Annotated in this window: 10 protein-coding genes and 1 pseudogene; 7 read left to right on the top strand and 4 right to left on the bottom strand. The window is 40.2% G+C overall.

What is annotated here, in order from left to right; all coding sequences use genetic code 11:
* Positions 1-600 precede the first annotated feature (600 nt).
* On the top strand, positions 601-1,218 hold the full coding sequence (locus AC012T_RS05050) for a hypothetical protein (RefSeq protein WP_487063662.1): 618 nt from the start codon (positions 601-603) through the stop codon (positions 1,216-1,218).
* 17 nt (positions 1,219-1,235) lie between these two features.
* Here AC012T_RS05050 and AC012T_RS05045 read toward each other — a convergent pair whose 3' ends face one another.
* The 3 genes from AC012T_RS05045 to AC012T_RS05035 are packed head-to-tail and all read right to left on the bottom strand — an operon-like array spanning position 1,236 to position 3,460.
* The gene (locus AC012T_RS05045) at positions 1,236-2,018 is read right to left on the bottom strand and encodes a pentapeptide repeat-containing protein (protein WP_487063660.1); all 783 of its coding nucleotides are present in this window, start codon (positions 2,016-2,018) and stop codon (positions 1,236-1,238) included.
* Positions 2,015-2,440 carry a hypothetical protein gene (locus tag AC012T_RS05040; RefSeq protein ID WP_487063658.1) on the bottom strand — a complete coding sequence of 142 codons (426 nt, stop codon included), beginning with the start codon at positions 2,438-2,440 and terminating at the stop codon, positions 2,015-2,017. Before AC012T_RS05040 ends, AC012T_RS05045 begins: the two co-directional genes overlap by 4 nt.
* 45 nt (positions 2,441-2,485) lie before the next feature.
* Positions 2,486-3,460: an SGNH/GDSL hydrolase family protein gene (locus AC012T_RS05035; RefSeq protein ID WP_487063656.1), complete on the bottom strand. Its 975-nt coding sequence runs from the start codon at positions 3,458-3,460 to the stop codon at positions 2,486-2,488.
* A gap of 167 nt (positions 3,461-3,627) precedes the next feature.
* Here AC012T_RS05035 and AC012T_RS05030 point away from each other — a divergent pair, with 167 nt between their 5' ends.
* From AC012T_RS05030 to AC012T_RS05005, 6 genes are all read left to right on the top strand, one after another.
* On the top strand, positions 3,628-3,852 hold the full coding sequence (locus AC012T_RS05030) for a hypothetical protein (protein ID WP_487066786.1): 225 nt from the start codon (positions 3,628-3,630) through the stop codon (positions 3,850-3,852).
* A 316-nt stretch (positions 3,853-4,168) separates the two neighbouring features.
* Complete coding sequence (locus AC012T_RS05025; RefSeq protein ID WP_487063654.1) at positions 4,169-7,057, top strand: glycerol-3-phosphate acyltransferase; 2,889 nt, start codon at positions 4,169-4,171, stop codon at positions 7,055-7,057.
* Between the two features lie 881 nt (positions 7,058-7,938).
* Positions 7,939-9,312: a CmpA/NrtA family ABC transporter substrate-binding protein gene (locus AC012T_RS05020; protein WP_487063652.1), complete on the top strand. Its 1,374-nt coding sequence runs from the start codon at positions 7,939-7,941 to the stop codon at positions 9,310-9,312.
* Positions 9,313-9,445: 133 nt separating this feature from the next.
* The gene (gene ntrB / locus AC012T_RS05015) at positions 9,446-10,282 is read left to right on the top strand and encodes a nitrate ABC transporter permease (protein WP_487063650.1); all 837 of its coding nucleotides are present in this window, start codon (positions 9,446-9,448) and stop codon (positions 10,280-10,282) included.
* Positions 10,283-10,381: 99 nt separating this feature from the next.
* Positions 10,382-12,385 (top strand): ABC transporter ATP-binding/substrate-binding protein, encoded by a 2,004-nt coding sequence (locus AC012T_RS05010; RefSeq protein ID WP_487063648.1) that lies wholly within the window; start codon positions 10,382-10,384, stop codon positions 12,383-12,385.
* 75 nt (positions 12,386-12,460) lie between these two features.
* Positions 12,461-13,303, top strand: coding sequence for a nitrate ABC transporter ATP-binding protein (locus tag AC012T_RS05005; protein ID WP_487063646.1), 843 nt, complete (start codon positions 12,461-12,463; stop codon positions 13,301-13,303).
* Between the two features lie 62 nt (positions 13,304-13,365).
* On the opposite strand, the pseudogene AC012T_RS05000 reads toward AC012T_RS05005, so the two are convergent.
* Positions 13,366-13,649 (bottom strand): annotated as a pseudogene (locus tag AC012T_RS05000) (chorismate synthase); the annotation flags it as partial.
* Positions 13,650-13,859: the final 210 nt, after the last annotated feature.

Raw genomic sequence — 13,859 nt, 5'->3', positions numbered from 1 at the left:
ACTCAATTGGCTTACTTTTTAGGGTGCGTAAATCCCTTGCAGGTATGGATACACAGCGTAACGCACCGTAAATTTGATTAATGGTGCGTTACGGTTTTGCCTAAGAGGATGTTTTAAAAGTGGTATCCCGTAATTTTCATCACATTGTTACCCCCCTTAGCCCCCCTCACAGGTGTAGGTTTTTAATATTAACTGTAAAGGCAGGACTAGGAAGACAAGGAGGGAAGGTAGATAAGGAAGATTTGATACGCACAATGGTATTTTGACGGACTGTTCTTGTTACCAAGAGAATCTGATTTTGTACGGTTTTCCTCCCTTGTCCACTATCCTTCCTTGTCATCCTTGTCTTGCCCTCACGACAATGTAAAATACCTACCCTTGTGAGGGGTTAGGGTGGGGTAAAAAATATTTGATGCATCAACCATAACTTTTCAAACACCCTCTAACACACCATACAAATACTTAGATTGTTTCAAAACTCAAATACTATTGCTCTATCTGACGCACCGACAAAAGATATTAAATGTGATCCGCAGCTTTAGTCCTGAATCTGTCAAAATGGGAGTAAAGCAGATAAAATTCTCAATCCCCAATGTTCTCATGACGACTGATTTGACATCTAGTATTACATCTGATTTTACCAGCATTCTCTTCCAGACTGCGATCGCATATCGAGAGGGAAACAAACCCCCTACAGCTGAGGTAGTAGTGAATGCGCTGCTACAAGCTGAAATGTTTGCCAAGAAACAAAGATTAAATTATACTTTTGATTCTCTGATTGGTAAATGGCGGTTATGTTTTGCTACTGGTACTAAAAAGGTGAGAAAACGTGGGGGAATTATCTTAAGTAAGGGTTTTTATGTACCTAAATTGGCAAAAATTCATCTTGCTTTTAGAAATACCGAGGAACAGGTTTTAGGTAGAGGTGAAATTTATAATCAAGTGCAATTAGGCTCAATTTTATTAAAGCTGACAGGCCCATCACAATATTTAGGTAAAAAGAATTTATTAGCATTTGACTTTACCCAGATGCAAATCAGTTTATTTAATCGTCTTCTTTACAATCAACCAATTCGTTCTGGTAAAGATCAATTAGATGATTTTCACAACCAATCTATAGCTAAATTACCATTTTTCGCCTTCTTTTTAGTTACAGCAGATTTTATTGCTGCCCGTGGCCGTGGTGGAGGTTTAGCTATCTGGATTCGGGAAAATTAAAAATGATTAACTAAATCTTATTTGTGGGGAGATAAGGGAATTGTTACCAGTTCATCATGAGGAAAGATTGCTCCCTGCTTTTCTAGGATATACCTAACATTATCAGTTAGCCCCATATTATTGCTAAATAGAGTATTTTTCACTTTTAAATTGCTGAGATTCGTGCCTGTTAAATTAGCACCGCTGAGGTCAGCATTGTTAATATTAGCGTTAATTAAGTTAGCATTGCTCAAATCAGCGTTTCTTAAGTCAGCATAACTCAGGTCAGCATTTATTAGGAGGGCATTACTGAAGTTAGTATTCATTAAATAGGCACGAGGTAGTTTAGCATTGCATAAATTTGTGTTCATTAAGTTAGCTTCACTCAAATCAGTACGGCTTAAATCAGCTGCGCTCAAATCGGCATAACTCAAGTTATAGCCACTCAGGTTGCAACCAATTCCTTTAACAGCAAATAAATTAGCCCCAACAAAATCTGTAAGTGGATTAAATCCGGCAGTTTTGATTAGTTCAGATAAGTTTTCTGTATCGGCTTCTAAAATTTGTTTAACTTGCTTTTGAATTTCTTCTTTTTCTCTAGCTAATCGTTGTTTGGTTAGTCGCTTTTCTTCTTTCCACGCAATAAATCCAATGCCTAGAATTATACTTAATATAATAGTAAAAGCTGGAGGATTTCCACCAGTTATGAGTAACATAACTAGGAAATATACTCCAATTTGAGTAGTTTGTTGTAATAAAGAATTTAAGCTAGTTTTAGCTTCTTGATAAAGGCTAATTTGCTGCTGAGTAGTTGGGTTCATATATTTCTGTTCCTATATTTTTTTGGAGATTTTTTCAAATATGTCCAAAATCGAGCTATTATCCGTCCTGTCAGCACAATCCATAGTAAAAAATTGGCTGTGACGATGATAAAGCAAGCATAACGGGATAAACCCCAGGCATTTTCTGCTAAACAGAATGGAAAATTAGAAAAATTTTGATGCAGAATCTTTTCACAAATTAAACTTGGTATTTTGATGAGGATGATTAAAGCGATCGCATCTTGAATGGAAACATACACTGTTCTCCCCAATTCTCCCATTAATCTATACAGTAGCTCATCAATAAATTCAGCAATATTAATCACCAGTACTTTGGCGCTTCTCCCCAATGTTGTATCTTCTGAAGAAGATGTTTCTACAGAAGTTGGTGGTGGTGGACTGAGTTTCTGCGACTGTTTCATATTAATTTTCGATTAGGTTCTGAACACTGCTAATAAACTATTGACTTAAAAGCCTTTTTGTGTATTAACTTGCTCTAAAATAGACAAAAGTGATGTCTCGATGACTTCGCTCACCAGTCTATTCCCTTTGACATTCATATGGATGTGATCTTGATATAAGGTGTGCGGGTGAGCAGTTGAATTAAATTTTAGTAAAAAATCTATATAGGTAATTTGCTGCGCTTTAGCGAAATCACTGAGGCGTTGACGTGCTTTAATTTCATAATCATGGGGGCCTGGTTCGCCAATTTCCCTCAGTAAGGGAGTCATAACTAGAAGTAAGCGACTGTTGTTTGCTTGAGTGAAACTGTGAATTTTGCCAATTGCTTCTAAATTAATCCCCACCCGGTCTCCTGCTTCGTTATGAATTGCTTGGAGTTCAGGAATCGGCTTTTGCTTTAATAAGTAACGCTGTAATACTTCTGAAATTGCTAAAGGTGGTTTACGATCTGGGTAGTTGCGATCGCGTCCCACTGGTAAAGACGTAGGCGCAGTAGCAAATAAGTCGTCAGTGTTGATTAATAATATCACCACCTTAGCTCCAAAATTGCCAAAACGTTGCAAATAAGCTAATTCGTTTCTAGGCCCCCAGGAGTTAGCTGAAGCATTTAATACTTCCACTTGCTGATTATGACTAGTAGATTTCAAGGCAGTCATCAGCAAACTAGAAATAGTCAGGTGCTGATCTGTCCACCAGCCACCATTAGCAATAGAATCACCTAAAAGCAAAATTCGTAGAGTTCCATCTGTCGTGGCTTTAATTGGGTCACTCCGCATAGAATATTCATTAATTTCAATGCGATTTCCAAAGCGCCGGGTGCGTTGATTAGGCGCTAATAAATAACCAATTTGTTGATCCTGAATGTAAATTAGGGGATTACCAAAGCCAAAGAGCGATCGCAATCCTAACTCTATCACCACACCTAATCCTACCAACACTGCCAAAATAACAATTAGCACCTCTTTCACCTGCAACCACATCTAATCCTTTAAAATGTTACAGTATTAAATTACACTATTTTAACTGTTAATTGACAGAAGCAGCAGGGGGGCAGAGAAGAAATTTAGCCCTCTCCTTTTCAGACTGTCAACTCTCCTATTGCCTAACCACTTCCGAGAAAGCTGCAAAGATTAAAGAAAATAATAATGTGAATTTAATATCATCGGCAAACAGTAAAGACTACAATCAAAACGGAAAGATTAGCACTGTAACAAAGGAGGCTTACAAAGCTATGTCTGACTTAAATCGTGGAATTATGAAATTTGAAGGTGCAGATTCACCAAAAGTAGTCACCATCTCTACTGTGTTACTTTTGGGGTCAATAGCAGTACTCATCCTATGGGCTTTACAATCTGCTTATGCACTAAATTAGAATCATTAGTAAACTTGAAGGACACTGGCAACAAATATTTTCATTGTTGCCTAGTGTCCATCAATCGTGCAAACGGTCAAAAATTTCATCAGAATTACTGTTTCAAAACCCAGATTCAAGAAAAAAAGGTGTTGAACCTTTTTTATTATACTTAAGTACGGATATGATTACTATGATTGTAGTGTAAATAACTATTAATTAATTTGTCACTTACCAGCGCTCAAAGAATGCCAAAATTATTATAATCAAAATTTACAATTACCAAATAATATCCAAGAAGATTCAGTTTTAATCAAACATTCAAAATCAACAATAAATGTTTCAGCTTTGGGGTTTATTAGTTATTTTAATTGCTTGCCCACTCATAGGGGCAGTACCTTTAATCGCTTGGATTACCTATGCTCTCAAGGGTAAGCGATTAGCACAAATTGGTACAGGAAATATTAGCGTCTCAGCCGCTTTCTATCATGGTGGCAAATTGGTGGGTACTCTGGCAGTGTTGTCAGAGGCGTTGAAAGGAATTGGTGCAGTATTGATTGCTCGGATCTTCTTTCCTCCCAGTTCGTTTTGGGAATTAATTGCGCTCATTGCCTTAGTTGCAGGTAGATATGCCCTGGGTAGAGGTGCAGGAACAACAAACGTCTTCTGGGGATTTTTGATCCATGATCCTCTCGTTTTCGGATTTGTCAGTTTATTTGCAGCTATTAGCTTTATCCTTTTTCGTTCTCGGCAAATAGTCAAATTTGGGGTTTTGATTTTATTTCCCGTGTTTGTGGCTATTTTGTATTTTAATGATTTTGCCAGAATAGTAGCAGCGTTTACATTAGCGGGATTACTCGGCTGGATTTATACACAAATTCCCGATGATATGAATCTACCGGTGGCAGAGGCAGACGCGCAATTGCAACCGATGATGGAATATGTTAGCGGTGGTGAGCAAACGATTGTCACGTTGGATGATGAATTAAATCCAGAGGTATTTGGCAGCAAGGCAGCTACATTAGCTCAAATTAAACGTTGGGGTTATGCAGTACCCAAGGGATGGATACTCGCTCCCTTTGATGATCCAATGTTGTTGATTGATTTTCTCCAACCATCGGCGCTATCACCATTAGTAGTGCGTTCTTCGGCGATTGGGGAAGATTCGGAACAAGCTTCTGCGGCTGGACAGTACACAACCGTTTTGAATGTTACTACTCAACAAGAGTTAGAGCAAGCGATCGCACAAGTCCAAGCTTCATACAATCATCCCTCCGCTGTGCAGTATCGGCGCGATAGGGAACCGCTCCGCAGGAATCGCAATGCTAAAGATGCGGCTATGGCGATCCTCATTCAACCACAAGTCCAAAGTGTATTTTCTGGTGTAGCTTTCAGCCGTGATCCCATTGCCCAACAAGGTGATGCTGTCATCATTGAAGCTTTATCCGGTAGCCCAGAACAAGTAGTTTCTGGCAAAGTCACCCCAGAACAATATCGAGTATTTGTCGTCGGTGAAGAAAAATTATCTTGTCTCCAATTTGAGGGAACAGGCAAAATTCCCCAACCATTAATCAAACAAGTCGCATATTTAGCCCGTCGGCTAGAAAATCGTTATCACGGCATTCCCCAAGATGTAGAGTGGAGTTATGACGGACAAACTCTGTGGGTACTGCAAGCGCGACCAATCACCACCTTACTACCCATCTGGACAAGAAAAATTGCCGCTGAGGTGATTCCGGGAGTCATTCATCCCTTAACTTGGTCGATTAATTTGCCCCTCACCTGTGGAATGTGGGGAGAAATTTTTACCATCGTACTAGGCGAGCGCACCCGTGAATTAGATTTTAGCAAAATGGCGACGCTGCATTACTCTAGAACCTATTTTAATGCTTCCTTCCTAGGGGAAGTTTTTCTAGAAATGGGTTTACCGCCAGAAAGTCTGGATTTTTTAACCAGAGGTGCAAAAATGAGTAAACCCCCCCTAGCTTCCACCTGGGAGAATTTACCAGGACTAACGAAGTTGCTACAGCGGGAAATTAGTTTAGAAACAGAGTTTAAGCAAGATTATCGCCAAAAGTTCATTCCTGGGTTGACACGGTTAGCGAATGAACTGATTGAGAAATTATCACCACACCAGTTGTTAAGCAGAGTTGACTTAATTCTGGATTTGCTCAACCAAGGTACTTACTACAGTATTTTATCTCCTTTGAGTGCTGCCATCCGTCAAGCAATTTTGGGAGTCAAGGATGAGCAGATTGATCATAGTATTACTCCAGAGGTAGCATCATTGCGATCGCTCAGTCTTTTAGCCGCAGATGCCAAAGAAATCTTACAAGACTTTGACCCAGAAAGCGTTTTTGAACAATTGGCGCAAACTCCAGAAGGGGAAAAGATTTTGTATGACTTTGAAGAAATACTGCAAGATTATGGTTATTTAAGCGAAGTCGGAACTGATATTTCCGTTCCCACTTGGAGAGAACAGCCTCAGCTAGTGCAAAAATTATTTGTACAGTTGATGCTGAGTGAATTACCACATCAAGATGAATCGCAAAAACGCCAGCAAGGTTTTGTGCAAAGGCGAGTGGATCTTAAAGGACGAGTTACAGAGGTTTATTCCCGCTTGTTAGCCGAATTGCGCTGGACTTTTTTGGCTTTAGAAAAAACATGGTTAGAGACTGGTTTATTGAAACAAACCGGGGATATCTTCTTTTTAAAATTGGGTGAAATCCGGCGTTTAGAAGCCAATGCAGATGTAGAACTGAGAAATCGACTTGTACAGTTGCTGGAAAATAGGCGATCGCAATTTCTCCAAGATAGCCAGATTACCGAAATCCCTCCCCTGGTTTATGGCTACAACCCCCCCCACCCCATCGCCTCTCCTATTGATACCTCAGACAATATCTTACTAGGCATCCCCGCCAGTCAAGGGCAAGCCGAAGGGCGAGTTATGGTATTGCGAAATTTACAAGAAGTCGGTGAAATTAACAAAGGTACGATTCTCGTCGTCCCCTACACAGACTCTGGGTGGGCCCCTTTCTTAGTTAGGGCTGGAGGAGTGATTGCCGAAGCAGGCGGTAAACTTTCTCATGGTGCGATCGTCGCCCGTGAGTACGGTATACCCGCAGTCATGGATGTACGTGGCGCTACATATCTGCTCCAAGATGGTCAACAAGTCAAGATTGATGGTTCTAAAGGTATTGTCGAACTACAGGAATTTTTAGCTTAGAGTAAGCCACAAAATAAATGATCCTGTCTTGTCATGCTGAGTAATGACATTGGACATTTCTTTTTGTGGAGTTCTCTTAAAAACTCGTGTTGGGTAATTAGGACTAAAGCTGCGTGTCACACCAAAAATCTATTGTAGGGTGCGTCAGACTGCATAAATCTAGTCAATAAAAAGATTTTTGATATCTGATGCACCTTGCCAATGTGCCAGTTGCGTAAGTCCTGGTTTTGAGACTCCTACTGGGTGTGAGTTTTCCACAAATTATCTTAAGCTGTTACGCATCTAAATTAGATAATCCTAAAATGCTTAAATCCTGTGGGGTTGGCATCTTGCCCGCCAGACTTATACAAATTAAATACACAACAGCTTATGTCGAACTCAGGTTAATTCAAAAAAATCATCATCATAGGATTCACTTATGGATGCAGACTTGCATCTATAGTTACCATCATTAATTAGCTAGGATTTACCTTTTTTGTGTGATTAATTAAACTCGGAACTACTTATTTCATAGACTAGAAATAATAGTCATCATCAATTCCAAAATATATATTAGAAACTTTCCTAAAAATTAATCCCAGATTATAAATTTTTACTTATATATCTAATCTAATATTTATTTAATAATTGGCTTTCAAGGTTGACCAATTTCCATAAAAAACCTGTAAACTAAATTTCACTAGGTCAGAGATGCTTCTCCATCTCACCCAGTGACCCAAAGCAATTAAACTTTGTTTCCATAGCCGAATCAGGCATTTTCTATCAGAAAATGTAAAATTTTCATGACTACATATATTCTAATGTAGCGGCAAGAAATCAATTTCTTCTTGCTTGAATTTTCATGGCTAAAAAATAAATTTGCAAATCCAGGAGATATTAAGATGTCTGATTTTTTAAACCAAGTGTCTCGCCGTAAATTTATCGTTACAGCAGGATTTTCAGCAAGTGCAGTATTACTCAAAGGTTGTTTAGGAAATCCACCTGAAACAGGTGGTAATTCTACACAATCTGCTGTTCAACCAGTAGCTAATAATAACCCAGAACAAAAACCAGAAACAACAAAAGCCAAACTTGGATATATCCCCATTGTTGAAGCCGCACCTTTAATTATTGCCCTAGAAAAAGGCTTTTTCACCAAACATGGGATGACCGAAGTAGAACTTTCTAAACAAGCTTCTTGGGGTTCAGCAAGAGATAACGTAGAAATTGGTTCTGGTGGTGGTGGTATTGATGGCGGACAATGGCAAATGCCCATGCCACACTTAATTACAGAAGGAAAAATTACCAAAGGGAATAAACCAATTCCCATGTATGTATTAGCGCAGTTAGTTACCCACGGTAATGCAATAGCGATCGCAAACAAACATCAAGGGAAAGGAATTAGCTTAAAACTCGATGCTGCTAAACCCCTATTTGCCCAACTTAAATCCTCCACACCCTTCACCGCTGCTTTTACCTTCCCCCACTGTAATCAAGACTTGTGGATTCGTTACTGGTTAGCAGCAAGTGGAATTGACCCAGATACAGATGTCAAATTGCTGACAGTACCAGCAGCGCAAACAGTCGCTAACATGAAAACCGGCACAATGGATGCCTTCAGCACAGGAGATCCCTGGCCATTCCGTCTCGTTAACGACAAAATTGGCTTCATGGCCGCATTAACAGCCGAAATTTGGAAAAATCACCCAGAAGAATATTTTGCCATGAGAGGAGATTGGGTTGACCAACATCCCAAGGCTACAAAAGCCCTACTCAAAGGCATCATGGAAGCCCAACAATGGCTAGATAACTTTGACAACCGTAAAGAGGCGGCTGACATTCTCTCGGCTAAAAAATATTTTGGCTTATCTTCGCCAGAAATTCTTGCTAACCCATATCAAGGTAAATATGACATGGGTGATGGTCGTAAAATTGATGATAAATCAATGGCTGCTTATTACTGGAAAGATGAAAAAGGCAGTGTTTCTTATCCCTACCAAAGTCATGATTTGTGGTTCATAACTGAAAATGTGCGTTGGGGATTCTTACCCAAAGATTACATTGCCAATAGCGGTGCTAAAGCCAAAGAATTGATCAAAAAAGTTAACCGCGAAGATATTTGGAAAGAAGCTGCTAAAGAATTAGGAATACCTGCTGCTGACATTCCCAGCAGTACATCTCGTGGAGTAGAAGTGTTTTTTGATGGCGTTAAATTTGACCCAGAAAACCCAGAAGAATATCTCAAGAGTTTGAAAATCAAAAAAGCTAGTGTTTAGTCATTAGATATCTGGTGGTAAAGATCTGGGAAAGAGAGACGTTTTATAGAACGTCTCTACAAGGATTCTAAAAAACGCATATTTAATGTTTACCAGATTCCCCTTAGTCATACATAAATTTGAGGAAACATTCATGACATTAGCCCAAAAACGTTCCACAAGCCCTAAGTTTGATAATAGCTTTTTATCAAGTTTGCAAAAGCAATTTCCTGAACTTATTCCTCCAGCTATTGCCCTCCTGATCTTCTTAACTATTTGGCAATTATTCTCTTGGACTCCAGGGGCAACATTACCAGGTCCCATAAAGGTTATTCAAGAAACCTGGACTTTAATTTTATATCCCTTTTATGATAAGGGTGGCACTGACAAAGGGCTGTTTTGGCAAATTTTGGCTAGTTTACAACGGGTTGCTATTAGCTATACATTAGCGGCAATTGTCGGTATTGGCTTAGGGGTTTTGATTGGTGTTAATAAAACCATGTCCAAAGCTTTAGATCCCTTATTTCAATTACTCAGAACAGTACCACCTTTAGCTTGGGTTCCTATTTCTTTGGCAGCTTTAAGACAAAACGAACCAGCCGCATTGTTTGTAATTTTCATCACCGCAATTTGGCCGATTCTTATTAACACTGCGGTGGGTGTAACTCAAATTCCCCAAGATTACAACAACGTTGCTAAAGTTCTGCAACTCAGCCGCAAAGAATACTTTTTCAACATTCTTATTCCCTCAGCATTACCCTACATTTTTACAGGTTTAAGAATTGCCATTGGTTTGGCTTGGTTAGCGATTATTGCAGCAGAAATCGTCATGTCCGGTATTGTGGGAATTGGCTTTTTTATCTGGGATGCTTATCAAAATAACAACGTCAGTGAAGTTATTTTAGCCCTAGTTTATATCGGTGTTGTTGGTCTAATACTAGATAAACTCATGGCGGCACTGCAAAACTGGATTTTACCAGAGCAAAAATAGTCACTAGTCATTAGTCAGTGGTCACTAGTCAAGAAATAACAACTGACGACTGACAAATAACAAATTAACAATTACCAATTACCCATTACCAATTACCATATGTCTATATTTGTTGGCGTTGATCAAATTGATAAAGTTTTTGAATTAACTGGTGGCGGTCAATATATTGCTCTCAAAGGCATTGATCTACAAATTAAAAAAGGTGAATTTGTTTCTCTCATTGGTCACTCCGGTTGCGGAAAATCCACTCTGTTAAACATGATTGCCGGTTTGGATTTACCAACTGATGGACTAGTGACTTTGGAAGGACAAAGAATCACCAAGCCAGGCCCTGATAGAATGGTGGTTTTCCAAAATTATTCTCTCTTACCTTGGCGGACAGTCAGAGAAAATATTGCCTTAGCGGTAGATTCAGTATTAAATGGAATGCCCCCAGCCGAACGGAAAGAAATCATCGAACGGCATATAGATATGGTGGGTTTGCGTCCCCATGCAGACAAACAACCGGGAATGTTATCGGGTGGACAAAAACAACGGGTAGCGATCGCACGAGCATTGGCAATTCGTCCTAAACTATTACTACTAGACGAACCCTTCGGTGCTTTAGACGCACTCACTCGCGGTAACTTGCAAGAACAACTCATGCAAATCTGCGAAGAAAACGAAGTTACCGCAGTCATGGTGACACACGACGTAGACGAAGCCGTTTTGTTATCTGACAGAATAGTCATGTTAACCAACGGGCCCGAATCAAAAATTGGTGACATTTTAGAAGTTGACATTCCCAGACCCCGCAAACGCATGGAAGTAGTAAAACATCCCAGTTACTACACCTTGCGGAGTGAAATGATTTACTTCCTCAACCAACAAAAACGCGTCAAGAAAATTCGGGCGAGAAAAACTGCTGCAATTGTCCGACATGGCTTAGAAAAAGTTAATTTAGAAATTGGCTTCTTACCCATCACAGCTTGCGCCCCTCTCGCTATCGCCAAAGAAAAAGGCTTTTTCATCAAACATGGCTTAGATGAAGTTAATTTAGTCCGGGAAAGCAGTTGGCGAGGCATTGTGGATGGGATGACAGGGGGTTATTTAGATGCCGCACAAATGCCATCAGGGATGCCAATGTGGTTAAGTTTGGGAGGGAATAGCAACGAACCATTACCCGTTGTCACAGCCTTGACCATGACCCGCAACGGCAACGCCATCACCTTAGCCAAACGCTTTTATGATGCAGGTGTCCGCAGTTTATCAGACTTCAAAACTTACCTACTGAAAACCCGCGAAGAACAACACAGAATGGGTGTAGTCCATCCTGCATCCATGCACAACTTACTGCTACGTTATTGGTTAGCAGCAGGTGGCATTGACCCTGACATTGATGTGGATATGAAAAATATCCCTCCTGCCCAGATGGTAGTAGACTTAAAAGGTGGAACTATTGACGGTTATTCTGTAGGTGAACCTTGGAATTATCGGGCAGCAGTTGAAGGTTCAGGCTTTACAATTGCCACAGATTTAGAAGTTTGGTTAGGACACCCCGGTAAAGTTTTAGGCGTGCGAGAAGATTGGGCAGAAGCTTATCCGAATACCCATATAGCCTTAACTAAAGCCTTACTAGAAGCTTGTCAATATTGTGCAAATCCTGCCAACTCCCAAGAAGTTCGCCAAATTTTAGCAAGTCGGGATTATGTCAGCACAGATGTTGAGTACATTCAAATTGAAGACCCGAATGGCGCAACCTGTGACTTAGATCATCCCATGCGGGAATATGCCCATCACCAATTTTATTCTGAGTCTGCCATTAACCGCCCCAGTCGAACAGAACAAATTTGGATTATGACTCAATTAGCACGTTGGGGTGATACTCCCTTCCCCAGAAACTGGGTAGAAATCGTGGAAAGAGTTTGTCGAGTCCGCGTTTTCAGTACCGCAGCCAGAGAACTAGGCTTAGATATCAGTTACACCCGTCAACCGATTCAATTATTTGATGGTAAACCCTTCAACGCCGATGACCCAATTAGCTATCTGAACGACTTAGAAATTAAACGTGACTTCTCCATAGCCGAAGTCGTTCTAGATGCCCCCAGAAGAACAGCAGCTTAAAACAAACTCCCTTTCTTCCTTTGCGTCTTTGCGTCTTTGCGTGAGACATAAAAATCTATCCCCAATTCCCAAACCATGCAAAACCGTAACTTTAAATCCACCAACACCGCTACCAGCACAATCAGCCGTCAGCCTTTCCTAGAAATTAAGGATGTTTGCAAAGTTTATCCCACCAAAAAAGGGCCATTTACCGTCCTTGATGGTGTTAACCTCAACGTTGAACAAGGAGAATTTCTTTGCGTTATCGGCCACTCTGGTTGCGGTAAATCAACTTTATTAAACATGGTTTCTGGTTTTAACTTTCCCACCACGGGACAAGTGCTGTTAGAAGGAGAACCAATTACCAAGCCAGGCCCAGACAGAATGGTGGTTTTCCAAAACTATGCGTTATTACCTTGGAGAACGGCTTTTGAAAATATCTATTTAGCCGTAAATGCTGTTTATCCCACCAAACCAGAAGCCGAAAAACGGGCTATTGTCCGAGACCATTTGGCAATGGTGGGTTTAGGTGATGCAATGGAAAAGAAACCCATGCAGATGTCTGGGGGGATGAGACAGCGGGTTTCTATTGCCCGTGCTTTGGCTATTCGTCCCAAAGTGTTGATTTTAGATGAACCTTTTGGGGCGTTAGATGCAATCACTAAGGAAGAATTACAAGAAGAGTTGTTGAAAATTTGGAATGATAACCGTTGTACGGTGTTAATGATTACTCATGATATTGATGAGGCGTTATTTCTGGCAGATAAGTTGGTAATGATGACCAACGGCCCTCATGCCAAAATTGGGGAAGTGATGGAAATTCCCTTTGCCAGACCACGGGATAGGGCGAGAATTATGGAAGATCCTCAATATTACCAATTGCGGAATTATGCCTTAGATTTCTTGTTTAACCGTTTTGCCCATGATGATGTAGGTTAGTCAAGTTTATCAATATCCTCTACTTTTTCGAGAAGTAGGGGATTTCAACATAACCTCTATAGAATAATCTTTTGTGCGATCGCACCAGCAGTAACTCTCCCTATTGTCTCACGCGCTAACGACCTATTACCCTCAAACACCCCAGATAAAATCTCACAGTGTCCGCTTCCTTGCGAGGAGTGGTTATTTTACTTTGTCCCGGCTTTCTTCTATCTAACTCAAATTGAATTTCCTCAGCCGAAATTTCCAGTTGTGGCGAACAACCATCAATAATAAATCCCACACCACCGACGTGAGATTCTCCAAAAGTCGTAATTCGGAAAAAATGACCAAAAGTGCTGCCCATGATGTTGAGGAAATACAGACCGGGATATTTATTTTACATGGAGTTGAGCATTTAAAACACGATGCAATACCGAAATCCTTGGTTGACAGTAAAGGGTTGAAAATTGATTTGCATAGTAGGAGGTGATAGCTTTGAAGTCCTTTGTGAGAAATACCGCAAAAACACAAATTAACAGTTTATACTTTTACCAAACTGCCTTCACTTAGCATT

It is taken from the genome of Anabaena sp. EIM26 (assembly GCF_057568715.1).
Note: the sequence above shows the minus strand (reverse complement) of the source record. Positions and strands in the feature narration are given on the sequence as shown.

Bases quoted from the DNA above. Each gene is read 5' to 3' on its own strand.
- AC012T_RS05025 (WP_487063654.1), top strand. From the start codon at position 4,169: ATGTTTCAGCTTTGGGGTTTATTAGTTATTTTAATTGCTTGCCCACTC.
- AC012T_RS05040 (WP_487063658.1), bottom strand. From the start codon at position 2,440: ATGAAACAGTCGCAGAAACTCAGTCCACCACCACCAACTTCTGTAGAA.
- AC012T_RS05045 (WP_487063660.1), bottom strand. From the start codon at position 2,018: ATGAACCCAACTACTCAGCAGCAAATTAGCCTTTATCAAGAAGCTAAA.
- ntrB (WP_487063650.1), top strand. From the start codon at position 9,446: ATGACATTAGCCCAAAAACGTTCCACAAGCCCTAAGTTTGATAATAGC.
- AC012T_RS05005 (WP_487063646.1), top strand. From the start codon at position 12,461: ATGCAAAACCGTAACTTTAAATCCACCAACACCGCTACCAGCACAATC.
- AC012T_RS05010 (WP_487063648.1), top strand. From the start codon at position 10,382: ATGTCTATATTTGTTGGCGTTGATCAAATTGATAAAGTTTTTGAATTA.
- AC012T_RS05050 (WP_487063662.1), top strand. From the start codon at position 601: ATGACGACTGATTTGACATCTAGTATTACATCTGATTTTACCAGCATT.
- AC012T_RS05035 (WP_487063656.1), bottom strand. From the start codon at position 3,460: ATGTGGTTGCAGGTGAAAGAGGTGCTAATTGTTATTTTGGCAGTGTTG.
- AC012T_RS05020 (WP_487063652.1), top strand. From the start codon at position 7,939: ATGTCTGATTTTTTAAACCAAGTGTCTCGCCGTAAATTTATCGTTACA.